Source organism: Noviherbaspirillum agri (assembly GCF_054780595.1).
On record NZ_BAAGWA010000002.1, the window covers coordinates 497,956 to 521,164 of the forward strand.

Sequence of the window (23,209 nt, forward strand, 5' to 3'; positions counted from 1 at the left end):
ATCATGGTGTCACCTTGCCTGCCCGGCTGAAATGACCGGCGCAGCGTTCCTGGCATAAAACAGCGACATCAGCAACTTGCGCATTTCCTCAAGCACGAGCACCGAGGAAGCCACGGCCGCAGCCAGCATCCACTCGATCAGCGAAAGATCGACCGTGTCGAAAATTGCCTGTGCCGGTTCCCAGTGCACCGCCACCGCCTGCAGCAGGACGACACCGCCCAGCGCCAGCCACAGCTTGCCGTTGGCGAAGAACTGGCGGTTGAAGGCGCTGCCCTGTTCGGCACGGGCATTGAAGATGTTGAAGAACTGGAAGAGGACGAAGGTGGTGAACGCGAGCGTCATCGCCTTTGCTTCGCCGGACGCCTCCATGGCCCACGCATACAAGCCGAGCGTGCCTGCCGCCATGGTCGCGCCATAGAGCGCAAGACGCCAGAAGCGCCGCATGGACAGGATTGCGGCATCCGCCTGGCGCGGCTTGTCGTCCATGATGCCCGGCCGCGCCGGCTCGACGCCGAGCGCCATCGCCGGAGGGCCGTCCATGATGATATTGACCCAAAGAATCTGGATCGCCGTAAAGGGCGTGGCCAGGCCAAGGAAGGGCGCTGTCAGGACAGTCAGGATCGCGCCGACGTTGGTTGAAAGCTGGAAGCGGACAAACTTGATGATGTTCTCGTAGATGGTGCGCCCCTCTTTTACCGCGCGCACGATCGACGCAAAATTGTCGTCGGTGAGCACCAGCGTCGCTGCCTCCTTGGTGACCTCCGTGCCGGTGATTCCCATTGCAATGCCGATGTCGGCGGTTTTCAGGGCCGGGGCGTCGTTGACGCCGTCACCGGTCATCGCCACCACATGCCCTTTGGCCTGCAGGGCTTCGACAATGCGCATCTTGTGCTCCGGCGCGACCCGCGCAAACACGACGCTCTTCTCGACCAGTCGCGCGATGTCAGCCTGGCTGAGCCCATCGAGGTCGCGCCCTTCATGCGCCTCGCCCTTCAAGCCGAGTTCGCGCGCAATGGCCGCTGCTGTCACGCGGTGATCACCGGTGATCATCTTGACCTGGATGCCGGCGGCGTGGCAGGTGGCGATCGCCTGCTTCGCCTCTGCGCGAGGCGGATCGATAATGCCGACCAGCGCATGCAGCGTGAGATCCTGCACCCACGGCATCAGGTCGCCCGCCGGATCGAAGTCCGCCGCTGGAATCACCCGGCCGGCCAGCGCCAGCACACGCATGGCCTGCCCTGCCAGCGCCTCGTTCTCTGCGGCGAAGGCAGACCGGGCCTGCTCATCCAGCGGCACAGCATGGACAGCGTCGCCCATATAAGCGGCGGCGCGCGCCATCAGCACGTCAGGCGCGCCCTTGACGCACAGCATGACCCGGTCGCCATCATGATGAAAGGTGGCCATGAATTTGGTGGCCGAGTCGAAGGGAATCTCGGCAATACGGGGCCAGTGTTCGATTGCGGTGTCGGCCGTCAGCCCTGCTTTCGACGCGATGGTCAGCAAGGCGCCCTCGGTCGGGTCGCCGATCAGTGCACCGTCCTTGATGCGCGCATCGACACACAATGCCGCCGGCAGCAGCGCATCACGCAGTGCTTCTGTTTCTCCGCCAAGCCCTTCGATGCGGCCTTCACTGCCATAGCCTTCACCGCTGACCGCATAACGCCGGCCGTGGCAATACAGGGCGCGGGCCGTCATCTGGTTCAGCGTCAGCGTGCCGGTCTTGTCGGAGCAAATCACTGTCGTGCATCCTAGCGTCTCGACCGCAGCCAGCTTTTTGACAATCGCGTTGCGCTTGGCCATGCGATGCATCCCGAGCGCCAGCGTCACCGTCACCACCGCCGGCAAGCCCTCGGGAATGGCGGCGACGGCCAATGCGATGGCTGTCATCGCGGTCGTGACAAGATCTTCGCCACGCATCAGTCCCATGATGAAGATCAGGCCGACGACCACGGTGGCAATGAGTGCCAGCCGCTTGCCGAGGCTGTCGAGCTGGACCTGCAAGGGTGTTTCGCCCTCGGCCGTTTCGGTCAGCAAACCTGCGAGGCGGCCCATCTCGGTGCGCATGCCGGTGGCGGTGACCACGGCTTCGAGACGGCCACGGGTCACCACCGTATTCATGAACACCATGTTGTGGCGCTCTGCGAGGGGCACCGGCTCCGGCACAGCTTCAGGCAGCTTGGCCACCGCATGGGACTCGCCGGTCAGCGCCGCTTCTGCGACTTCGGCACTGTGGGCGGACAAAACTCTTGCATCTGCCGGAATGCGGTCGCCGGCTTCGAGCAGCAGGATGTCGCCGGGCACCAGTTCGGGCGCCTTGATCTGTTGCACTTCCCCGCCACGCCGCACACGTGCGCTCGGCGCGAGCATGTTTTTCAGTGCAGCGAGCGCTGCTTCGGCGCGATGCTCCTGGAAAAAACCGAGGGTGGCATTGAGCAGCACGACAATACCGATCACGATGGCATCCTTGAAATCTCCAATCGCGCCGGCCAGCACCGCGGCACCGATCAGAATCAGCACCAGCAGGCTTTTGAACTGGTCGAGGAATTTCAGCCAGGCGGGGCGCGGTGTTTTTTCTGCGAGGCGATTCGGCCCGTATTCGACGAGGCGGCGAGCCGTCTCCTCGGGGCTAAGCCCGGCTTTCGGATCGCTGCTTAGCTGTTCAAGGCAGTCATCGGATGTTTGTGCATGCCAAGACGCTGTTTTGGCTGTAGTCACAGTTTTCTCCTTGGTGGGGGAAATGGTTGCCGTAAAGCGAAGTGAATTCATGGTGGACGTTACTTCACGTGATATGCATCCCCGATTGAGCGGTGCAACACGGGGAAAGCAACTTGCGAGTGAAACGCGTCAGGAACGGACGATGGAAGACGTTGCTGCCGATCAGCAGTTTTACAGCGACACTCTTATGGACATACATGCGCGGCAGAGCAACAGTTACCTGTTCTGCCGGGTGCGTGTCTTGAGCGTGGAGAGCGATCCGCATGTTTGTTCCGTTAACCGTCATTACGCGCCCACGATAAGCGCGAAGACAGTTTTAATGAATACGGATTTTCAGTACTAACACTTCGGCGAATAACGAATAATCGAGAATAATGAGTCGTGGACTCCACCCGGACGGGACTGTTTCCCGACTACATCCATTTGCTCACTTGCACCCGCTATTGCACCCGCTATCGGCAACCATCATGGAAACAAACAAATCACCGAATCAAACAACGCGCGACCCGGTGCTGTCTTTCCTGAACCGTGTCATTGCTCTCGTCGCCCGCATCCTTGCAGTGATCATGGTACTGATCATCATCTGGGGAATCGCGGATGTTATTTACGTGCTCTATCAGCGCCTGATGGCACCGCCGTTCCTGCTGCTGGAAATCAAAGATATTCTGGCGACCTTTGGTGCCTTCATGGCAGTACTGATCGCCATTGAGATCTATCACAACATCATTCTGTATGCGGAGGACACTCATAACCGGCATCTTGCGGTTGAGATTGTCCTCGGGACGGCGCTGATGGCCATTGCGCGAAAAGTGATTGTGCTCGACTTCAACGAAGTCAGTGCCGCACATATCTATGGGACGGCCGCCATCACGCTGGCGCTGGCGCTCGGTTACTACTTGATCGTTGTGCGGGAGAGAGGACCGAAATCCTGATCTCGTTCGTATTCGCGATCCTCGGCCTGCGGACAATGTACGCCCAGCAATAGGATGGCCCGAGAGGATGGCCCGACGTGCGGCCGCGCGTATTGCCATCGCGTTTCTTCCTCGGGGTGTGGCATTTTCCCTGCAATGCACCCTACGCAATATTGCATTGACAACAATCGGATGGCAGCATCGGGGCTGAATAAAGCGACGATCAGACGCGGAGGCACAGATGACAAAACCCGACTCGCTCAGGAACGGCGACTATGCCGCTTACCTGGAAGGGAAAACGGCGCAACAGACGAGCAGCCAGGATCTGAACGAGCTGTTTGCTGATCCTGCTACCGGGCGCGAGCAAACGCTCGAAGATATCGTTCTCCACGGAGAAGAGCCGAGCGAGGAATTCATCGAGGAGTGGAACGCTCTCCAGAATAGTCCTGACCTGTCTGATGAAGAGCTGGCACGACAGGCTCTCGGTGCACCCGGTGCAGATGGTGACGCAACGACACCCGAATAGTGCGGCGATACGTGACACCTGAAAGTCGCCGACACGGCATTTCGCTCTCGTACTACGCTGTCATACCACGGTAACTTTGCTCCTCCATACTGACTCCGCTTTTCATTGAATCCCAAGTTCTGGCCGCTGCCGCAAGGCAGTCGGCCATTTTTTTCATCACGATGATCGCTGCCCCATCGTCGTGTGAACTCGTCGTGTGAACTTGTCGCGCGGATGCCACGCCTGATGCGTTGTCATCAAGCGGTAACTTCCCTTGCTCATCATCCGTGCTGTCTCACTGAGCTTCCGCAGAACGGGGCATCACTGCCTTGGGGCGTTCGATCAAGGAAGCTTCCGGACACACGACGTTAAACACACCTCAATGGGAAACAAACAATGAAAAAATCGCTTCTCGCACTTGCTGTATTTTCCGCATTCGCCGGTACTGCTTCGGCGCAAACGAACGTGACGATCTACGGCGTCACTGATGCCGGCATCCGCTATGACGACAGCGACGCAGCTGTTGGCGACAGCAAGCTCTGGCGCCTCCAGAGCGGCCAGCAATCCGGCAGCCGGATCGGCTTCAAGGGTGCGGAAGACCTCGGTGGCGGCTTGTCCGCGATCTTCACCCTTGAAAACGGTTTCAGCATCGACACGGGCGCACTCGGCGTGGACAACACCCTGTTCAATCGCCAAGCGTTCGTTGGTCTCTCCAGTAATGGCGTAGGCGCGCTCAAACTGGGCCGCCAATATGCGCCGATCCGTGTTGCGCTGGAAAGCGTCGATCCGTTCGGCCTCGGTGGCGCAGGCAATGCAGCGAACTTCTTCAACGTGCACGGCGAGCGCACTGACAACACCCTCAACTTCACGAGTGCAAATTTTGGCGGCTTCTCCGGCCAGGTCGCGTACACCTTCGGCGAACAAGCGGGCAGCACGTCGTCCGGCCGCCACCTCGGCCTGTCGGGTGGCTATGCCAACGGCCCATTGAATATCGTTGCCGCATATCACAAAGAGAATCTGCTTGATGCCACCAATGCCGATGACGGCGATGAAAAGACTTTCCTCTTGGGCGGCGCCTACGATTTCGGCGTAGTAAAGCTGCATGCAGCTTACTCCCGCACCGAGGGTGAAGATGCCGCTGGCGTAACCAATCTTGACCGTGATGACGCGCTGCTCGGCGTCAGCGTCCCGGTCGGCTCGGGCACGATCCTGGCATCCTACAACCGCCGCAGCGATGATATCGAAGGCGCTGGTGGTGCGAGTCGCGATGCCAATCGTATCGCACTGGGCTATTCGCACAACCTGTCCAAGCGCACCAACCTGTACGCAATGTACGCACGTACCAGCAATGATGCCGGCGCGCGCCTGAACAGTGCTGGCAACAATGGTGCCGATCCCTCGACGCTGATGGTTGGTGTCCGCCACCGCTTCTGACGTCATCATCGCAGGCTCTGAGGCCTGCAATGGCAAAGGGCGCACAGTGCATCGCTGTGCGCCCTTTTTGTTTTCGGTCATTCCCGGCAAATGGTGCAAAAGACCCTGCTGAGTCCCCTGCTGACACCCTGGTTCGGGGCCTGCATGAAAACGATATGGAATGATCCGTGACTAGGCTACAAAGCAATGCCGGACAACCGGTATAACGCGCATTGCAGACGCGAGCACCCCGGTCATCATCACCCCGCTAGCAGGCTCGCCGACAGCGGTTTGCTGCCGGGGCCCTTGCTCGCTGCGGCCGGTCGAGCCGCTTATGGCGATTACCTCGATTGGGCAATCATGTAATCAACCGCGGCGTAGACGTCCGCGACCGACAGGCTGCTGTTGCCGCCCTTGGCCGGCATCACGCCCTTGCCCTTGATCGCCGATATCTTCAGCGCCGCGATGTTGGTCAGGCGTGGCGCCCAGGATGCCTTGTCACCCGGCCGGGGTGCACCTGCCGCGCCCGTGGCATGGCACACCGAACAAGTGGCGTTGTACACCGCCCTGCCGTCCGCGGCAGAAGCCTGGCTGGCGAGCGTGAACAAACTTGCGACAACCGCCGCACGGATCAATGTTGATTTCATCTCTCTTTCCGCTATTTCGGAATGCGTATAAAAAATGCCGCGTAGGCTGCAGAGTTGCGATGAAGCAATAGCCGTGCCCAGACTGCATTGAGGAAGAACATTGAAACTTGGTTTTCCTTTTGCTGGCCTTTTCAAAAAATTCCCGCAGGTGAGAAAAGCGCCAGATTGTTTTTGAGAAAAGAGAGAGGGGAAAATTTGTTTAATAAGACGCCGTGACGACGCTTCGAATGCAGCCGAAATTGGTACGACGCAATCGCTCACAAGCAGTAGAAGACGTCTCCGCACGAATAACCCGGCGTAATCCAATGAAGCCGATTTCTGTGAGCTTTGACCTGGGTCAATCATTTTTTGCAATGCGAAAATTAACCTATTGATCTGTTGAACGTCCCTGTTCGCTATCACCGTCTGCCCAACGCGCACAGGTTTTAGTCAAGCTGCATTGACAACATTCACCGCACACCATGGAGGACGGTTCGGCCTGCGTTCGGCACGGCGAACCGTATGACCGGAATGGATGCACTCATCACCTACGGCCTTCCGCTGCTGCACGGCGGACTCGGCAACCTCGCTGCCTATCTCGCGGCCCATGTACTGCTGTGCTTGCTGCCAGCGTTCTTCATCGCCGGTGCGATGGCGGCATTGATACCGAAGGAGACCATCACCCGCTTCCTCGGCCGCAACTCGAGCAAGACAGTGTCCTATCCGGCGGCTGCAGCGGCCGGCTCGCTGCTGGCTGTATGTTCCTGCACCATCGTGCCGCTGTTTGCCGGCATCTATAAGAAAGGTGCAGGCATTGGCCCCGCCATCACCTTCCTCTTCTTCGCGCCCGCCGCCAACATCCTCGCGCTGGTCTATACCGGTGGCGTGATCGGCCCGGACCTCGCCATTGCGCGTTTCCTGTTGTCGCTGGCCTTCGGCATCGGGATCGGCCTCATCATGGCGCTGATCTTCCATGCCGACGATCTTGCGCGCGAGCAGGCGGCCGACACGATGTTCGCCGGTGGCGGCGGCATGCAGCGCGCGCCGCTGCTTTTCCTCGTCGTCTGGATCGCACTGCTGCTGGCCGGAACGCTGAAGCTCGGTGTGCTGACCGGTTCCTACTTCCACATGGAGCTGCCGATCGCCGGCGCGGATACGATGCAGGCAACGCTCGACCACATCGTTCCCTACGATGCCGGCAAGGGGGAGGAAGGTGTGTCACTGCAAGGCGTGGTGCTGATCGGCTTGCTGGCGCTGATCGGTATTGCCGCATGGCGCGGCTTCGAGAACATCCAGGAAGGCGTGAACAACTGGACCCGCGCAGCCCTCGGGTTGATCGCGGCGACGCTGCTGTTTGCCGCACTTTCCGTGCAGGCAACGCCGGAAGGCGTGCACATCGGCGTCACCGGCAAGCTGTTCGGTGTCGCACTTGCGCTGATCGCGCTGCACCGGCTGGCGTGGAAGAAGCTGTCCGATGAGGAACTGCAGGACTGGCTGTGGGAGTCGTGGCGCTTCGTGAAGCAGATCTTCCCGCTGCTGGTGGCGGGCGTCTTCGTCGTCGGCATGATCCGCGTCATCATCCGGCCGGAGTGGATCGAGGCTGTCGCCGGCGCCAATACTCTTTTGGGCAACATGGCTGGCGTCGCCTTCGGCGTGTTCATGTACTTCCCGACGCTGGTGGAAGTGCCGATTGCAAAAATGTTCCTCGACCTCGGCATGCACCGCGGGCCGCTGCTCGCCTACCTGATGTCGGATCCCGAGCTGTCCTTGCAGAGCATCCTGATCATCGGCGCCATCATCGGGAAGGCGAAAACCGCTGTCTACGTCGGCCTGGTGGCGCTGTTCAGCGCGGTCGCCGGCATGACCTATGGCGCATGGATAGACGGCACGCCGTTCACCGTCCTTGCTGTCGGGATGACCGCATTCATCGCGCTGCTGGTCGTGTCGGTGAATTTCGCCGGCCGCCGCTCTTCCGCTTCATACAAGGGAGCCTGATCATGTTGAACATCAAGGTACTCGGCCCGGGTTGCGCCAACTGCAAGAAGCTCGAAGAAGTCGTGCACCAGGCGGTCGATTCGCTCCATGTCGATGCACAGGTGACGAAGGTCACCGACATGCAGCAGATCATTGCTTATGACGTGCTCAAGACGCCTGGCCTGGTCATCAACGACAAGCTGGTTTCTTCCGGCAGGATACCGACGGCAACCAGTGTGGCGGAGTGGATCAAGGCTGCGCAATAAACCAACAAGGCATACGCACTGTAGATGGCTGCAGCGCACATGCCCACATAAGCGCTTCGCTCAGAGGCCGCTCGCCGCTTTCGGCATCCAGCCGATTGCCTTTGCATGCAGGCTCTGGATGTAAAGGCGGTCCGCGGTTTCCGTCACGCCGGTCGTCTCCGGATACTGGCCGCTCGGGTCCTGCAGGCTGACGATGACCTTGCCGTTCTCGTCAATCGCGAATACATGCCCGTAGGCGGGCGGCACCGGCCAGAGCGATTTCGGCAGGCGCAGGGCCGCCTTGCGCAATGCCGGGCTGTCGGCGAGCTTGTCTGCGAACACGCTGCGCGGCTTGGCAAGCCCGACCCAGATGCGGCCATCCATGCCGCGCATCAGGTTGTCGGGATAGCCGGGGATGTTCTCGACCACGAGCGATGCTTGTGCATGGCCCTTGCTGCGATTCTGCGCAATGGTCTTCGCATCCAGCCCGCGCGCGGAAATCGCGATTTTCCAGATCCGGTATTCGCCGGTCTCGGCCACGAATATCCAGCGCTCATCCGCGGACAAGGCAATCCCGTTAGCGAACGACAAGCCGTCCGCCACGACCTGCGTGCTGCCGTCGGCCGGGTCATGGACAAGCACGCGCCCCGTTGCGGAATGTTCCATGATGTCGAGCACGCTCGCATTGAAGGTGCCGCCCCACTCTGCCGGTGCAAACCGCCGCGAAGCGTCGGTAAAGAAAATCCTGCCATCCTTCGCCACCACGACACCATCCGCATAGCGGATCGGATCGTCCACACCATTCATCTGCACCTCGTCCGCCAGGACCGTGATCTTCCTTTCGCCCGCCGCTGCGCCGGAGGCGCTGATCAACAGCAATCCGCGGATGGCATCGGCGGCGATCATGTTGCCGTGTCTGTCGAAATCGAATCCGAGCACCCGGCCGCCGGTCTGCGCCCATACCTGCGGCGAGGAGCCGTCCGCATGCATGCGCAGGATCCTGCCGCCATCGACCGCCGCATAGAGTGCGCCGTCTGGGCCGATCACGATGTGCTCCGGTCCGATTTCCGTCCCGATGTCGATCCGCTTCAGGTTGGCCAGACGCGTATTGACCTCATGCGACGCGACATACCCTGCATCCTTGGGCGCGGACCAGGATACTGGCTCGATCGGCACCGGCGCGAAGCTCAGGTAGGCCCCGAGTAGAAAAATGCAAACAATGAGGACTGCGGCAACTCTGCGCATCTTGGTGTCTCCTTTGTGTGTGTTTGTGTGTGTTATTGGGTTTTTCCCGTCTTGCTGCGGGATGTGCTGACAAGGCTATTCGATCACGAGCGGGCCGGAACCCGGCAGGTGCGTGATCAGGTCGGCGCCGACCAGCCTTGATGGCGTATACATGCCGCCCGCCGGACGGTTGGCAAGCAGATGCGCTACCACCGTCAGCGAGCCGGCCACCGTCAGGCTGTAGCCATTTGCCGTGCGGATGCGCGCGGTCTTTTTCTGCCCCTTGGCGTTGACGGCTTCGCCCCACACGTAAGTGGGCAAACGATTGCGCGCTTCTTCGTCTGGACCTTTCACCGATTTCTCGATGCGCCGCTTCAGCAAATTCTGCACAGCGTCAAACTGCACCAGCCAACGCAGGTAGTTTGCGCGCCGCGCATTCTTCACCATGCCTGGCGATGCGGGAATGTAGACGTCGATGTCGGGAATGCCGGTGGAGTAATAGGCGGTGGCGACGTCGCCCCAGGGGATTGTCATCGCCAGCTTTTCGCCGTCGCCAAAATCAATGCGTCGCGTCTGGTAAGCCAGCGGGACGGAAATGATTTTTCCTCCACGCCGCACCTTGCCTCCCTGCGCAAGGCCCTCCACCGACGTCTTTGCCGTGCCCGGCGAAAAACCGGAGCGCGAATCAAAACCGAGTGCCAGCTGCGTCGCATCCGGCAATGCCGCTTTCAAGGCGCTGGCCACGCAGTCGGTCGGAATCACATCGAAGCCGACACCGGGGCAGAGCACGACGCCGTCCTGCGCTGCGCGCGCATGCAGCGAATGCGCATGCTCGAAAACGCTGATCTCGCCAGTGATGTCGAGGTAATGCGCTTTCGCAGCCAGGCATGCCTCGATCATCGGCGCACTGGTGGCGGAAAACGGGCCGGCGCAATGCAGCACAAGATGCATGCCGCTGAGTTGTTGCGCTGCTTGTGCAGTGCTCTCCAGACCGAAGACGCGAAACGGCAATTGCAATTCGTGCGCCAGTTTTTCGATGCGTTCCCGATTACGCCCGGCAAGTACCGGCTGCATGCCGCGCCGCTTTGCCTCGCGTGCGATCAGCTCGCCGGTATAGCCATTGGCGCCGTAAATCATCCAGGCAGTCATCCTCTCCTCCTTCTCGCCGTTGTTCTTGTTCCTTGCGGCGCGCGCTGCGCCGGTTTCCGGCTATTGTGCATGCGCACCATGCCGGCTCATGAATCCTGCGCAATGATCTGGCAGTTGCCGGCGCGCCTTTCTAGTAACTGACGAGCACACCCAGCCCAAGCGTATTCTGCGCATGGTTGTAGTCGATCAGGCTGTGGCCATACCCGGAAAACAGCTGCACATAGCCCTTCACATGCTTTGTGAGCGGTATGGCCCAGCCCAGCTGCGCCGCACCCTTGTCGGTGCTGAAGTTGTATCGTGAAAGCAGCGAGAACTCATGCCCGCGCCAGCGGTAGGTTGCGGTCAGGTCGCCGTGCCCCATGTAATCGAGGATATCCGGATTGTCGTCCTCCTCGATGTCTTCCGGGCGGCGTTTCCATACCCGGCCGACCAACGTGAAGCCGCCACGCTCCAGTCCGACCTGGGCATAGACCCGGTCCCAGCTGCGCGACAGGGTGGACGCCTGGCCGTTGGACTGGTGGGCGATGCCGAGATTGAAGAAGCGGGCGCGCAAGCCTAGCAGGCTGAAGTTCAGCGGCACCACCGCCATCAGCTCCGGCTGGTAATTCGTTTCCCGGAACGGACTCGACGCTTCGCGGTTGCCCGCCTGCCAGAAGCTTTGCTGTGTATAGCCGCCCCACAGGTCGACCGGCGTGCCGCCGATGTTCTGCAAAAACTTCATCTTGAAGCCGAGCTGGAACACGAGCTCGCCATGCGACAGGTCGGCATCACTCAGCACAAAGCGCCGCAGCGGCTGGTATGGCGCGCTGTTGGGCGAGCTGCTGTAGGTAGCGAGCAGGTAGTTGGGCTGGTGCGACTGGAACTTGAACGTGCCGCGCTTGTACTCGGGGCCGAGTTCCCAGTGTTTCGCCAAAACGGAACCGGGCGGAGATTCCTCTTTCTCTTCATCTTCCTCTTCGACCGCCGCAGGCGACGCCTCTGCAGCTGCAGCAGACGGCAACACAGCTGCTGGCTGCCCGGCCGGCGCGCTTGCGCTTCCGGCTTGCTGCATGGCTGCGAGCTCGTCATAACATGCGAGGCGCTTGCTGTCTTCGGCGATCCCGGCACAATCGGCCAGTGAAGCCGGTGCAGCCGTTGCCACGCCAGGCTGTGCTGCCAGCAACAGGGCGCCTGCCAGATTTGCATACATGGCGACTCGCATCATTTTCTTGTTCCTTTCGCTTCGCACGCGCAGTTCAGGGACAGCTGCAGCCCTTCGCCACCTCGCATGTTTTTCAGCGAAAAAGCATGACGAGCAAGGGCGGCCTTGACGGCTATTCTTGATCGCCAATGGCTGGGAAGCAGAATGATAGAACAAGCAAGGAGAATGCGGCGCGCCGTTGCTACGGCGATTCGAGCAGATCCAGTGCCAGCCTGGCCATTACCTGCGACACATGGGTCAGCCCCTGAGGAAAGTTGCCGAGCATCTGCCCGTGTTCGACATCGAATTCCTCCGAAAACAGCCCGAGGTCGTTGGCACACGACAACGCGCGGCGATAGTACTTCCATGCCGGTTCGCGCTTCCCTTGGCGCGCCAGGCATGCAACAAGCCAGAAGGTGCATGGCAGGAAGATGCCTTCCGGCCCCGGCAGGCCGTCGCCCCCGCGGTAACGCAGCAGCAGGCCGCCCTCATCAAGCTCCTGGCAGATCGCATCGACCGTGGCAACCATGCGTGCATCGTCGTACTGCACGAAGTCGACACGCGGCAGGATGAGCAGTGCGGCATCCTGCTCGCTGCTGCCGAACGCCTTTACGAACACGCCGCGTCCGGCGTCAAAGCCTTCTCGCTCGATGGCAGCCCTGATCTGGTCCCGGACGGCAGACCAGCGCTCCAGGGGCGCCTCGAAACCATTGGCCTGCGCCAGCTGGATGCCGCGGTTCAACGCGGCCCAGCACATTGCCTTGGAATGAACGTAATGGCGCGGCTCGCCGCGAATCTCCCAAATACCGTGGTCGGGTTCGTGCCACCGGCGGCAGACGGTTTCGACCACGTCCGCCAGGAAGGTCCAGTAGTCAGGGTCGGTAGGATGGCCACTGGCATGCCACTCCCATGCCATCTCCAGCAATTCGCCATAGATGTCGAGCTGGGTCTGCTTGGCTGCGTGATTGCCGATGCGTACTGGACGCGATTGCCGATAGCCTTCCAGCCAGTCAAGCTCGATTTCCGGCAGGCGCCGTTTGCCATCGACACCGTACATGATCTGCAGCTGGGTGGCACTGCCCGCGGCGCTGCGCTGGATGAACTGATGGAAGCGGTCGGCCTCGGTCAGATATCCCAGTTCGTGCAATGCACGGATGGTGAAAACCGAATCCCGCACCCAGCTGAAGCGATAATCCCAGTTACGCTCGCCGCCGATCCATTCGGGCAGCGACGTGGTGGATGCCGCAACGATCGCGCCGGTCTGCTCGAAGGTCAGCGCTTTCAACGTAATCACCGAGCGTGCCGTCTGTTCGTCGATCTGTCGCGACCGATGCATGCGCGCCGACCATTGCGTCCACCATTGGCGGGTACTTTCGAGGGAAGGATCCAGGCCGTCGGCGCGCGCCGATCCCTGCGCAATCGCTTGCTCGAGCAGCTCCGGGAATTCGAACTGAATCGCCAAGCGTACGCGCTGTCCGGCCTGCATGCGGACGATGCCAAGCAATCCACTATGGCCTGCCACTTCGAGCGGGGCATCGGCGTGGATGATCAGGCCCTGGTTGCTGCCGGTGGCGGTGTACACGCCGCTCTCGTGTCGGCGCACGTGCGGAATGATCTCGCCGTAATCGAAGCGTGGCAGGACTTCCATCCGCATGTCGACTTCGCCGCTGACACCATCCAGCAGCCGCACCAGGTCATAGCGTGGATGTTCGGCATCGCCCTGCAGCGCAAAAAAGTCAGTCAGACGGACCTCGCCCTGCGGCGTGCGGAACAGCGTCTCCAGGATCATCGTGCCGTCCACATAGCGCCGGGTAGAAGTGAAGGCAGTATCGGCCGGTGCAATGGCGCAATATCCGCCCTTGTCCCAGTCCAGCAGGCGGCCGAAACAGCTGTCGTCGTCCACGCGCGGCATGCAGCACCAGTCCACCGAGCCATAGCGCGATATCAGCGCATTGCAGTGACAATCACTGATTAGTGCGTAATCGTGGATGGGCGGGTATCGCATCACCGGCATGGTCCTCCGCGTTCAGGCATGTGCATGGCGGTGCCGCCCTTCGAAATGCAGCCGGTACCGTGCGATCCGGTCCCAGGCACCGTAGTGTGCCGTGAAGGTGCCGGCAGGCAGCGACAGCCAGATCAGTGCAATACCGAACAGCACCGACATTGCGGCGGCTATGCCGGCATAGCCGCCGATCACCCACGGTGCGGCGATCAGCCAGGCGCCGAAACCGGCGTTCACGAAACGCAATGGACGCGCCACCTCACCCCAGGCCATGATCGAGAAGGTGATCACCAGCGAGCCGACGATGTGGTCACTGTCAGCCGCCAGTCCCGACGTGTCGAACAGCAGGCGGGTGCACATGAGCAGGATGCCGATCACGGTACTGGCCGCCAGCGTCCACGGCACGCCGACGCCGTTGCCCAGCATTTCCCGGATCACCGCACTGGGCGACGCCTCGAAATTGTCCGAATAGTCGGCGCTGCCGCCCGTCATCGTATCGCCGCGCAACAGCAGATACCACCAGGGCCGGCCCTGCTGGCGACGGTTCTTCAGGAACTGCAGCGTGGCCAGGATTTCGTCGAACGAGTATGGAATCTGCAGCAGCATCGCCAGCGCGCCCACCAGGCACAACGTGCACCAGGTACCGATCACGATCGGCTGGATGATGATGAAGAACACGCTGACAGCGCCGAGCGGCACGATCAGGATGCCGAACAGCAGGACCAGCCACGGCATCGTGCGCCAGCGGCGCTTGTCGCCGATGATGCCGGTAATGATTTCAAGCACATACACGGTGGCGCCCAGTCCGGCATCCGCCACCGGCCAGGCTTCGGAAACCGATGACGTGATGATGCGTTCGGTGCCGTCGCCGAAGAACGGGTCCCACGCCGCGTCGATATGTCCAAGCTGGAAAGCGGCGAGATAGCGGGAGATGAACAGCCCGACGAAGGCGAGGATGATGATGGGCAGGCGGTTGGTCCAGCCCGATGGCGTGTAATCCCAGCCGGGTGGCGCATCCGGCCCGGTCACACGCGCCACCGGGTTGATCCCGGGCGCGGATGGTATCGCCACCGCAAACGCAATCGCCAGCGCACCCACCAGCGTGTCGTTGGCGTAGGCAGCAGCGCTCGGCGTCCAGAACAGCAGCGGCGCAAACAGCAGCCACAAGCCGATCGACGCGGTTGCCCAGCGCGCCCAGCCGGCATCGCGCGACAGCGACATCAAACCAAACAGCACAAGCAGTGCACCGGAGACAATCTCGCTCAAGGTCATCCAGGTATCGGAATACACCAGGCCACGTCCGTTTGGTGTGACAAGCTCGCCGGGCACCAGCCAGTTCTGCGCCAGCCCGAATATAAAGGGGCTGGAGATCAACCAAAGGCCGAGCGCGACATTGACGAAGTGGCACCACAGCGTCTGCTGGTGCTCGAAACGGTCGAGCGCATGGTACTCGGCAATTGCGCTCGGGCTGGGCGAGCCCTCGTCCGGCGTTTCCTCCAGCCACAGCGGCAGCGGGATCTTGTTGCGCTTGTACCATTGCGCCGGATTCTGCCGCAGTTCGCCGACGATGGCAGGCAGGCTGCGGCGCAGCGCATGCTGCGGATGCCAGCCGAGCAGCCGTTCGGCACGGGAGATATCCAGCTCGTAATGGTCGTCCGCGAGGCGCACCATGAAGGGCTTGATGAACGGTTCGATGCCGCGGTCGATCGCATCGGGAACCACGTCCTCCATCTTGTCCTGCAGCCACGCGCCGGTGGCGGCGACGGTTTTGGAGATCTGGCGCGTATCCCACGGCTCGCCGTGCACCAGCCGGCCGATCAGGTTCTGCAGCGCTTCATAGCTTTCGGTGACCGGTTCCCCGATCAGCACTGCGGCTTCCTGCGGCAGCGACGCACGCCGGTCGACCGCAGCGCGCATCGCCCGCGCCAGGTCATCCTGGTGCACGAAGGACTGTCCGTGCGAGGCATCGCCGGGAAAGACATGGCTCAGCATCTGCCGCTCGTAGATGCGCTGGATCTGGTACGCCAGCGACGGCACTTCGCAGGCATCGGTATAGACACCGGCAATGCGCATGATCAGTGCCGGGATGCGCCCGTGCTCCTGCTGCACCACTTGCTCCGAGGCCAGCTTGGACTGCGGATAAGGCCAGGATGGCTGCAGTGGCCAGTCCTCGTTGATCGGCCGTCCCGGCTCGGTCGGTGCATGGACCAGCATGGTGCTGGCATACACAAACTGCTCCACCTCGAAGGACTGCAACGCGCGCAGCAAGCGACGCGTACCCTTCACGTTCACCTCTTCATACTGTGGATTCGGCTCGCCGGAAAAATCATAGAAGGCGGCGAGATGGATGACCGATGCAAGGCGGTTGCCGTAGCGCTCGCGCAATGCATTGCAGGCCTTTGCCAGCGCGTCGTCGGACGTGATGTCGGTGGAAATGCAGTCTTCGCCAGCACATTTGCGCTCGAAACCGACCACCGTATAGGCGTCGCGCAGTTCGGCGGTGATCGCCTTTCCGAGCCGTCCTTCCGATCCGGTAATCAATACGACGGGTTTCTGCAATGCCATACCTCTCTCCTTCCGATGCGAGTTTGTGGGGTGACGCAGGATGCGTGCCACCATGTTCCCCTGCTGCCCGCGCCCATGTGACGCGTGGCTGAGGAACATGCCGGCACATGCACAGTCTATTTTTGAGACAACAACAGGAACGCCCGTGAAAAATCCGCTGCTGACCCATCCGCCGAAGAGCACGCGCAGCTTCGTGGCGATTGCCGGGCATCCGATCCATCCGATGCTGGTCAACTTTCCGATCGCCTATCTGTTAGGCGCGTTCCTGAGCGATGTCGCTTTCTGGTGGACCGGCGACCCGTTCTGGGCGCGCGTATCAGTGTGGGTGATCGGCATCGGACTGCTGGTCGGTTCCGTTGCGGCGCTGGCCGGCATGCTGGACTTTCTGCTGGTGCGGGAAATCCGCCATCACGTCACCAGCTGGAGCCACTTCCTGGCGGCGGTCACGATGCTGGCAATCACCGCCGCCAACTGGTGGCAGCGGATACCCGACCCGATGCTCGGCGTGCTGCCTTGGGGCTTGTTCCTGTCCGGCGTCAGTGCAGTTGCGCTCAGCTTCGCGGGCTGGCTGGGCGGCAAGCTCGTCTTCGAGCACAACATCGGCACGGGTGAAGATATCTGAACCTGCCGGACACGAGCGCCAAGCTCGCCCTCACTGCATCGTGTCAGAACGGCTTGGCCACGACCAGCGTGATCACGCCCGTAATCAGCGCGCCCGGCACCACCGGCAGTACGCGATAGAACCATAGACGGCGGCGCACGCGTTCATGCCGGAAGTCATCCATCAATGCGCCGCAGAAAGCGTGAAAGAACACCATCAGCAGCACCAGCGTCAGCTTGACGTGCAGCCAGCCGCCGCTGAAGCCGCGTTCGAAGATCAGCCAGCTGCCGGCTGCCACCGCGAGCAGCGCGCTCGGCGTCATCACATAGGCGTATAGCGTGCGCTGCATGTGGTAGGCACGGTGCTGGGCGTCATCGTCATCGCTGGCCTGACGCACGAATAGCTGTGGGAAATACAGCAGCGCGGCCGACCAGACCAGCAGGAAGACGATGTGCAACGACAGCATTAGCGACATGGCGGTATGCGTGATGACGACGTTTTATTTGGACACAGCATCGATAGCGAAATCTTTCTGTCCGGCTTCCGCCAAGGTCGGCATTGCAGCAACCGGCATGCGCGTTGCTTGAAGCGACTCCAGTGAAGGATGCCGCTCGCCGGGGCGCGTCCCGTTTGCCTTGCACGTAAACAACAACCAAGCGCACGACATGCGGCCTTTGCCAACGCCAAGCAAGATACAAACCAATCCTCTGACCGCCGGCCCGCTGCAGTTGCTACTGCAGTTGCTACTGCAGCTGCTTCTGCTGTCGCTGCTGCCACTGCTCGGCGGCTGTGCGGGGGTGCAGTCTGCGCTCGACCCGCAAGGTCCGCAGGCACGAGCGATCGCCGACATCGGCTGGGTCATGTTCTGGGGCGCCGCGGTGGTATTGCTGCTGGTGATGGCGCTTGCGCTGTATGCGGTGTTCCGTAGGCCGGACAAGCGACGTCCGCTTTCCGCGACGCTGCTGATCGTGGCTGGCGGACTGGTGCTGCCGATCGTCACGCTGAGCGCCCTGCTGACCTATGGCATGGTGACAATGGGCGATCTCCGTACCCGGCTCTTTGCGACGCCGGTGCAGATCGACGTCGTCGGCAACCGCTGGTGGTGGGACGTGCACTACCTTTCCAAGGAAGGCGGCACGGTGTCCAGCGCCAATGAAATCCGAATTCCGGCCGGCATCCCTGTCACGGTGCGACTGCAGACCAGGGATGTGATCCACAGTTTCTGGGTACCGAACCTGACCGGGAAGATGGATCTGATCCCGGGGCGCAGCAACCATGTCGTGCTGCATGCCGATGCACCTGGCATCTATCGCGGCCAGTGCGCGGAATACTGCGGGCCGCAACATGCACGCATGGCGTTTTACGTCATTGCCCAGGCGCCCGACGTGCATGCCGCCTGGCTTGCCCGAGAGCGCGCCCCGGCCGGGGACGATCCGGCGTTGCGGGTCGGCAGACAGGCCTTCGTCACCCACTGCATTGCCTGCCACACGGTGCGCGGCGTCGGCCAGGCGCAATCGCGCGGCCCGGATCTCACGCATCTAGGCAGCCGGCAATTCCTTGCCGCTGGCTCGCTCGAAAACAACCGCGCCAACCTGATCGACTTCATCACGCGTAGCCAGGCGATCAAACCCGGCAGCAGCATGCCGTCGTATGCGCACCTGGAGCCCGCCACCGTGCAAGCCATCGCAACCTATCTCGAAAGCCTGCGCTAGTGGCCACCTTACCTCCTTCCCCCTCCACTTCACCGCCTTCGGCCACCGCAGTGCGCCTGCGGCGACTGCAAGTCATCTGGGCGAATCTGCCCGGCATCGGCACGTTGCAGGCTGTCAATCACACGACCATCGGCCTGCGCTTCATCGTGACCGGCTTCATCTTCTTCCTGATTGGCGGCGTGCTGGCCATGCTGATCCGCAGCCAGCTTGCCTTTCCCGGCAACGACCTGCTCGACCATCAGGCGTATGCGCAGGCATTCACCATGCACGGCACGACAATGATGTTCTTTTTCGCCGTGCCGATCATGGAAGGCTTCGCCGCCTACCTGATTCCGAAAATGATCGGCGCCCGCGACCTGATCTACCCGCGCCTGTCCGCCTTCGGTTACTGGTGCTACTTGTTCGGCGGCATCCTGCTGTACTCCAGCTTCCTCATCGGCGCGGTACCGGACGGTGGCTGGTTCATGTACGTGCCACTCAACAGCCGCGAGTTCACGCCGGGATCGCAGGCCGACTTCTGGCTGCTGGGGGTGACCTTTGCGGAAATTTCGGCGGTCGCCGCCGGCGTCGAACTGATCGTCGCCATCCTGAAGACCCGCACCCCGGGCATGGCGCTGCACAGGATGCCGCCGTATGCGTGGTACATCCTGGTCACTGCATTCATGATCGTGTTCGGATTCCCGCCGTTGATCCTCGGCAGCATCCTGCTGGAACTGGAGCGTGCGTTCGGCCTGCCGTTCTACGACGTGGCACGCGGCGGCGACCCGCTGCTGTGGCAGCACCTGTTCTGGATCTTCGGCCATCCGGAGGTCTACATTATTTTCCTGCCGGCAGCCGGGTTGGTGACGACGATCCTGCCGACCTTCGTGCAGCGGCCGATTGCCGGCTATCACTGGGTGGTGCTGGCGGTGATCGCCACCGGCTTCCTCAGCTTCGGCCTGTGGGTGCACCACATGTTCACGGTCGGCATCCCGCTGCTGTCAATCGCCTTCTTCTCCGCTGCCAGCATGGCGGTGTCGATTCCCACCGGCATACAGGTATTCGCATGGATCGCGACGCTCTGGAGCGGCAAGCCGGTGATGAAGACGCCGCTGCTGTTCATCCTCGGATTCCTGTTCATCTTCGTGCTGGGCGGCCTGACCGGCGTGATGGTCGCGATGGTGCCGTTTGACTGGCAGGTGCATGACACGCATTTCGTCGTGGCGCACCTGCATTACGTCTTGTTCGGCGGGATGGTGTTCCCGCTGTTTTCGGCGCTGTATTACTGGCTGCCGCTGTTCTCCGGGCGCGCACCGTCGGAACACCTGAGCCGCCTGGTGTTCTGGATGATCTTTCTCGGCTTTAACCTGACCTTCCTGCCGATGCACGTGACCGGCCTGCTCGGCATGCCGCGCCGCGTATACACCTACCTGCCGGGGCTCGGCTGGGAAATGCTGAACCTGGTATCGACGGTGGGCGGCTTCCTGTCGGCCGCCGGTGTCGGCATGTTTCTCATCGATTTCGTGCTGCACTTCCTGCATGGCCGCCAGGCGCCGGCGAACATGTGGAAGGCCAGTACGCTGGAGTGGGCGATCCGGTCGCCGGTCCCGCCATACAACTTCGTCATGCAGCCGGCGATTGCCGACCGCGACCCGCTGTGGCAAGACCCCACGCTCCCCGAACGCATGGAAGCAGGCGAGTTCTACCTGGGCCGGGCGGATGTCGACCGCCGCGAGACGATGGTCACCGGCATTGTGGATGCGGAGCCGGAGTATGTTGCGGTCCTGCCGGCCAACACCGCGACACCGCTGGTGGCGGCGCTGTTGACGGCCGTGTTTTTTGTCGGGTTCCTGGCAAAGGCTTATTGGCTTGCTGCGATCGGTGCCGCACTCTCGGTGGCCAGCCTGTTCTTCTGGGCGCAGCAGGGACGCCAGCAGGCTCCGCACGATACGGTCGAGGCCGCCCCGGGCCTGCATCTGCCTTATCACTATGCGAGCTTGCGCCCGCCCGGCTGGTGGGGCACGCTGATCGCGCTGATGGCCGACGGCGCCTTGTTCTTTTCGCTGCTGTTCGCGTACTTTTTCCTTTGGACAGTGTCTCCCGCATGGCCGCCCGCCGGAGTTCGCGGTGTCGGCCTCGTGTTGCCAACCGTCGCGCTGGCTGCACTGGCTGCGAGCAGCGCGGCCATTTTCCTCGGCACGAAGGCCGACGGCGGGCGCCGCTTTTACATCAGCTATGGCGTCGCGATCGTGCTGGCGCTGGTCTTCCTCGCCGTCGAGCTGATGGCCTTGCTGCAAAGCGGCGTGCAAGCCAAGGCGCACGCCTACGACGCATTGATCCATACCGTCGTCGGTTTCCAGGCCGTGCATGTGGCGATTGCGATAGGCATGGCCGGCTTTGTGATGCTGTCTCCGCGCGCCGGCCACACGCAAGCGCAATGTCATGGTGAACGGCAGGTCACGGCATTGTTCTGGTATTACACGATGCTGCAGTGGCTGGCCGGCTATGCCGTGATCCACGCCTTCCCTTTCCTGACAGGTGCCTGAATGCCTGGCTTCATTACGCGCAACCGCCTGACCACCCTGGTGATCGGTCCGACGATCTGGGCGGCACATTTTCTTGGTTGCTACATGATCGTGTCACTTGCCTGCGCCTCCGGGCACACCGATGTCATTCATCCCGGTATCGGCATCATCACGCTGGCGGCACTGGCGCTGCTCGGCTATGCGGTACTACAGAACTTTCGAAAATGGCGACAGGCGCAACAAGCACAACAGGCACATGCGCCCGGCGCTGACATTGCTGTCTTCTTCTCGTTCAATACCGTGCTGTTGTGTGCCCTGTCGGCAGTCGCGCTGATCTGGGTCGCCTTTCCCGCGACCTTGCTTCCGGTATGTATCGCCTGATTCCGCGTGAAGATGTTTGAGACGTTCGGATCGGTGAACCCATTTCGTTCTCCCTGCTCAACACTTGAACGAGGATGAAGTCATGCGCTTGGCTGCCCATGCGCGCCGGAAAAGCTGCATGCAATTCTTACGCCGCCTCTGTAATTTCTTCCAAGCGCTGTTACGTACCGTGCATACGCGTGTGCTGACACTGCTCCTCAAGTCGCGCTTCATTCGTCACACGCGCTTCGGTAGCATACGATCCGCGCCGTGTTCATTGAATGACAGCCAGCCTGGCTTTGAATACGGCGGGCGATATGGCAGCGACGGCGAGCAATTTCTTGTTGCAACAGCTATCCGACCGGGATGTGCGCCGCATCGACGGCTATCGCGGCGATGACGTCAACGGCATCATGTACGCGTTCCGCCGGATGGGCGGAGAAATGCAGTTCGTGCAGGCGCGGCATTCATTCAGCGAACGGCAACGACATGGCGTTGCTTGCCGCCCTGCGCCGGAAGAAAAAGATTGAGCTCGATACGTTGCTGCTGGACCTTGATGAGCACCGTTCCGATTTCGCCTTCAGCTGGAAGAATGTGGGCGGCATCCTCGCAAGCAGGTGCGGTATCCGCGCAGTTTCTTTCCAGGATGCCGAGCATGTCCTCTTCGGCAGGATGAGACGGCAATCCCGCCATCATGCGCCCCAATGCGAGGTATCGCTGATGGGATGCCTGCCATGCTGCGCCACCTTCCGCGCCGTCCTTCCGCACAAGGTGATTGGTGTGCCAGTGCTTGTTGGGGATGGGTTCGATCTGCCGCTCTTTGGGCGTCGCCGAAATGCCGAGCATGATGAACTCCTGGGCCGAGGCAAACACGTAATGCGCCGCGCCCAGGCTGTCCTCGCCCATGACGATGTCGATGGCATCCGCAAAGGAAGCCGCGTCGAGGACTGCTCGTCCGGTAATGAAGGTGGGCAGTCCCATCTGCGCTCTTTCACCGGCCATCGCGTTGACCACGTGCACCACCCCGGCACGGCTGACGGCAAACGTCGTCCCCGGCAGGCGGCCGGGCACATACAGGCTGAGGTAACCCGGCTTGCCATCCGGAAGGACATCGACCAGCACGCAGTCTCCCCCAAGCGGCGGACCGAGCCGGGGGCTGTACAGTACGAGCCGGTAACCAAGCCGGTTGATGGCCACCGTGCTGCTGGTTTCCTGCCCCTGCGCGGCAATGTCGGGCCAGCAATTCCAAAGAAAAACATCGCGCACAGGCAGGCCGAGCCCCGCGCTCAAGCCGCGCAGTTCCTCCCAGTAGTCGGGAAAGCGTTCCTGCACCCGCACCATCTGTTCCTCTGCCATGCTTTTTCCGTCCGGTACAACTCCGACGCCTTTGTCGAGCGTCTTCTGGATGAACCGTGCCGCCGGCTTTCCCAGCCGGCCAAGCGCCTCCCCGATCTCGAACGGCGCTCCCTTGAGGCTGATGCATTTCATGATGTTCTTGCGGACGGTGCGTTTCTCTGCCGAGC

Annotated in this window: 19 protein-coding genes; 10 read left to right on the top strand and 9 right to left on the bottom strand. The window is 61.6% G+C overall.

What is annotated here, in order from left to right; all coding sequences use genetic code 11:
* Positions 1-9: 9 nt before the first annotated feature.
* Positions 10-2,715 carry a cation-translocating P-type ATPase gene (locus ACYVIA_RS05010; protein ID WP_460838478.1) on the bottom strand — a complete coding sequence of 902 codons (2,706 nt, stop codon included), beginning with the start codon at positions 2,713-2,715 and terminating at the stop codon, positions 10-12.
* Between the two features lie 49 nt (positions 2,716-2,764).
* Here ACYVIA_RS05010 and ACYVIA_RS05015 point away from each other — a divergent pair, with 49 nt between their 5' ends.
* The 4 genes from ACYVIA_RS05015 (at position 2,765) to ACYVIA_RS05030 (ending at position 5,565) form a co-directional block, all read left to right on the top strand.
* Complete coding sequence (locus ACYVIA_RS05015; protein WP_460838480.1) at positions 2,765-3,058, top strand: hypothetical protein; 294 nt, start codon at positions 2,765-2,767, stop codon at positions 3,056-3,058.
* Positions 3,059-3,182: 124 nt separating this feature from the next.
* Entirely contained in the window at positions 3,183-3,647 is a 465-nt protein-coding gene (locus ACYVIA_RS05020; RefSeq protein WP_460838481.1) for a phosphate-starvation-inducible PsiE family protein, read from the top strand.
* 220 nt (positions 3,648-3,867) lie between these two features.
* Positions 3,868-4,152 carry a hypothetical protein gene (locus ACYVIA_RS05025; protein ID WP_460838484.1) on the top strand — a complete coding sequence of 95 codons (285 nt, stop codon included), beginning with the start codon at positions 3,868-3,870 and terminating at the stop codon, positions 4,150-4,152.
* A gap of 375 nt (positions 4,153-4,527) precedes the next feature.
* Positions 4,528-5,565: a porin gene (locus ACYVIA_RS05030; protein ID WP_460838486.1), complete on the top strand. Its 1,038-nt coding sequence runs from the start codon at positions 4,528-4,530 to the stop codon at positions 5,563-5,565.
* A 320-nt stretch (positions 5,566-5,885) separates the two neighbouring features.
* On the opposite strand, the gene ACYVIA_RS05035 is transcribed toward ACYVIA_RS05030, so the two are convergent.
* Entirely contained in the window at positions 5,886-6,191 is a 306-nt protein-coding gene (locus ACYVIA_RS05035; RefSeq protein WP_460838488.1) for a c-type cytochrome, read from the bottom strand.
* Positions 6,192-6,692: 501 nt separating this feature from the next.
* Between ACYVIA_RS05035 and ACYVIA_RS05040 the strand changes: the two genes are divergently transcribed.
* Together ACYVIA_RS05040 and ACYVIA_RS05045 are read left to right on the top strand one after the other, a co-directional pair.
* Entirely contained in the window at positions 6,693-8,165 is a 1,473-nt protein-coding gene (locus tag ACYVIA_RS05040; protein WP_460838492.1) for a permease, read from the top strand.
* A 2-nt stretch (positions 8,166-8,167) separates the two neighbouring features.
* Positions 8,168-8,410 (top strand): thioredoxin family protein, encoded by a 243-nt coding sequence (locus tag ACYVIA_RS05045; protein WP_460838495.1) that lies wholly within the window; start codon positions 8,168-8,170, stop codon positions 8,408-8,410.
* A gap of 60 nt (positions 8,411-8,470) precedes the next feature.
* Here ACYVIA_RS05045 and ACYVIA_RS05050 read toward each other — a convergent pair whose 3' ends face one another.
* The 5 genes from ACYVIA_RS05050 to ACYVIA_RS05070 all read right to left on the bottom strand — a co-directional run bounded on the left by ACYVIA_RS05050 (position 8,471) and on the right by ACYVIA_RS05070 (position 16,509).
* Positions 8,471-9,634 (bottom strand): SMP-30/gluconolactonase/LRE family protein, encoded by a 1,164-nt coding sequence (locus tag ACYVIA_RS05050; RefSeq protein WP_460838497.1) that lies wholly within the window; start codon positions 9,632-9,634, stop codon positions 8,471-8,473.
* Between the two features lie 75 nt (positions 9,635-9,709).
* The gene (locus ACYVIA_RS05055) at positions 9,710-10,762 is read right to left on the bottom strand and encodes a saccharopine dehydrogenase family protein (protein WP_460838499.1); all 1,053 of its coding nucleotides are present in this window, start codon (positions 10,760-10,762) and stop codon (positions 9,710-9,712) included.
* Positions 10,763-10,892: 130 nt separating this feature from the next.
* The gene (locus tag ACYVIA_RS05060; protein ID WP_460838502.1) at positions 10,893-11,966 is read right to left on the bottom strand and encodes a phospholipase A; all 1,074 of its coding nucleotides are present in this window, start codon (positions 11,964-11,966) and stop codon (positions 10,893-10,895) included.
* Positions 11,967-12,144: 178 nt separating this feature from the next.
* Entirely contained in the window at positions 12,145-13,956 is a 1,812-nt protein-coding gene (locus ACYVIA_RS05065) for a glycoside hydrolase family 15 protein (protein ID WP_460838504.1), read from the bottom strand.
* Positions 13,957-13,968: 12 nt separating this feature from the next.
* Positions 13,969-16,509, bottom strand: coding sequence for an NAD-dependent epimerase/dehydratase family protein (locus tag ACYVIA_RS05070; protein ID WP_460838505.1), 2,541 nt, complete (start codon positions 16,507-16,509; stop codon positions 13,969-13,971).
* 145 nt (positions 16,510-16,654) lie between these two features.
* On the opposite strand from ACYVIA_RS05070, the gene ACYVIA_RS05075 reads away from it, so the two are divergent.
* Positions 16,655-17,131 carry a DUF2231 domain-containing protein gene (locus ACYVIA_RS05075; protein ID WP_460838506.1) on the top strand — a complete coding sequence of 159 codons (477 nt, stop codon included), beginning with the start codon at positions 16,655-16,657 and terminating at the stop codon, positions 17,129-17,131.
* A gap of 43 nt (positions 17,132-17,174) precedes the next feature.
* On the opposite strand, the gene ACYVIA_RS05080 is transcribed toward ACYVIA_RS05075, so the two are convergent.
* Positions 17,175-17,585 (bottom strand): CopD family protein, encoded by a 411-nt coding sequence (locus ACYVIA_RS05080; protein ID WP_460838508.1) that lies wholly within the window; start codon positions 17,583-17,585, stop codon positions 17,175-17,177.
* Between the two features lie 190 nt (positions 17,586-17,775).
* Here ACYVIA_RS05080 and coxB point away from each other — a divergent pair, with 190 nt between their 5' ends.
* The 3 genes from coxB to ACYVIA_RS05095 are packed head-to-tail and all read left to right on the top strand — an operon-like array spanning position 17,776 to position 21,707.
* Entirely contained in the window at positions 17,776-18,822 is a 1,047-nt protein-coding gene (coxB, locus tag ACYVIA_RS05085; protein ID WP_460838511.1) for a cytochrome c oxidase subunit II, read from the top strand.
* A complete protein-coding gene (gene ctaD, locus ACYVIA_RS05090) occupies positions 18,822-21,347 on the top strand; it encodes a cytochrome c oxidase subunit I (protein ID WP_460838513.1) in 2,526 nt (841 codons plus the stop codon). The genes coxB and ctaD overlap by 1 nt, the downstream gene beginning before the upstream one ends.
* Entirely contained in the window at positions 21,348-21,707 is a 360-nt protein-coding gene (locus tag ACYVIA_RS05095; protein WP_460838515.1) for a hypothetical protein, read from the top strand. It abuts the gene before it with no gap.
* Between the two features lie 450 nt (positions 21,708-22,157).
* Here the strand turns inward: ACYVIA_RS05095 and ACYVIA_RS05100 are convergent, their stop codons facing one another.
* The gene (locus ACYVIA_RS05100) at positions 22,158-23,174 is read right to left on the bottom strand and encodes a C45 family autoproteolytic acyltransferase/hydolase (protein ID WP_460838518.1); all 1,017 of its coding nucleotides are present in this window, start codon (positions 23,172-23,174) and stop codon (positions 22,158-22,160) included.
* Positions 23,175-23,209: the final 35 nt, after the last annotated feature.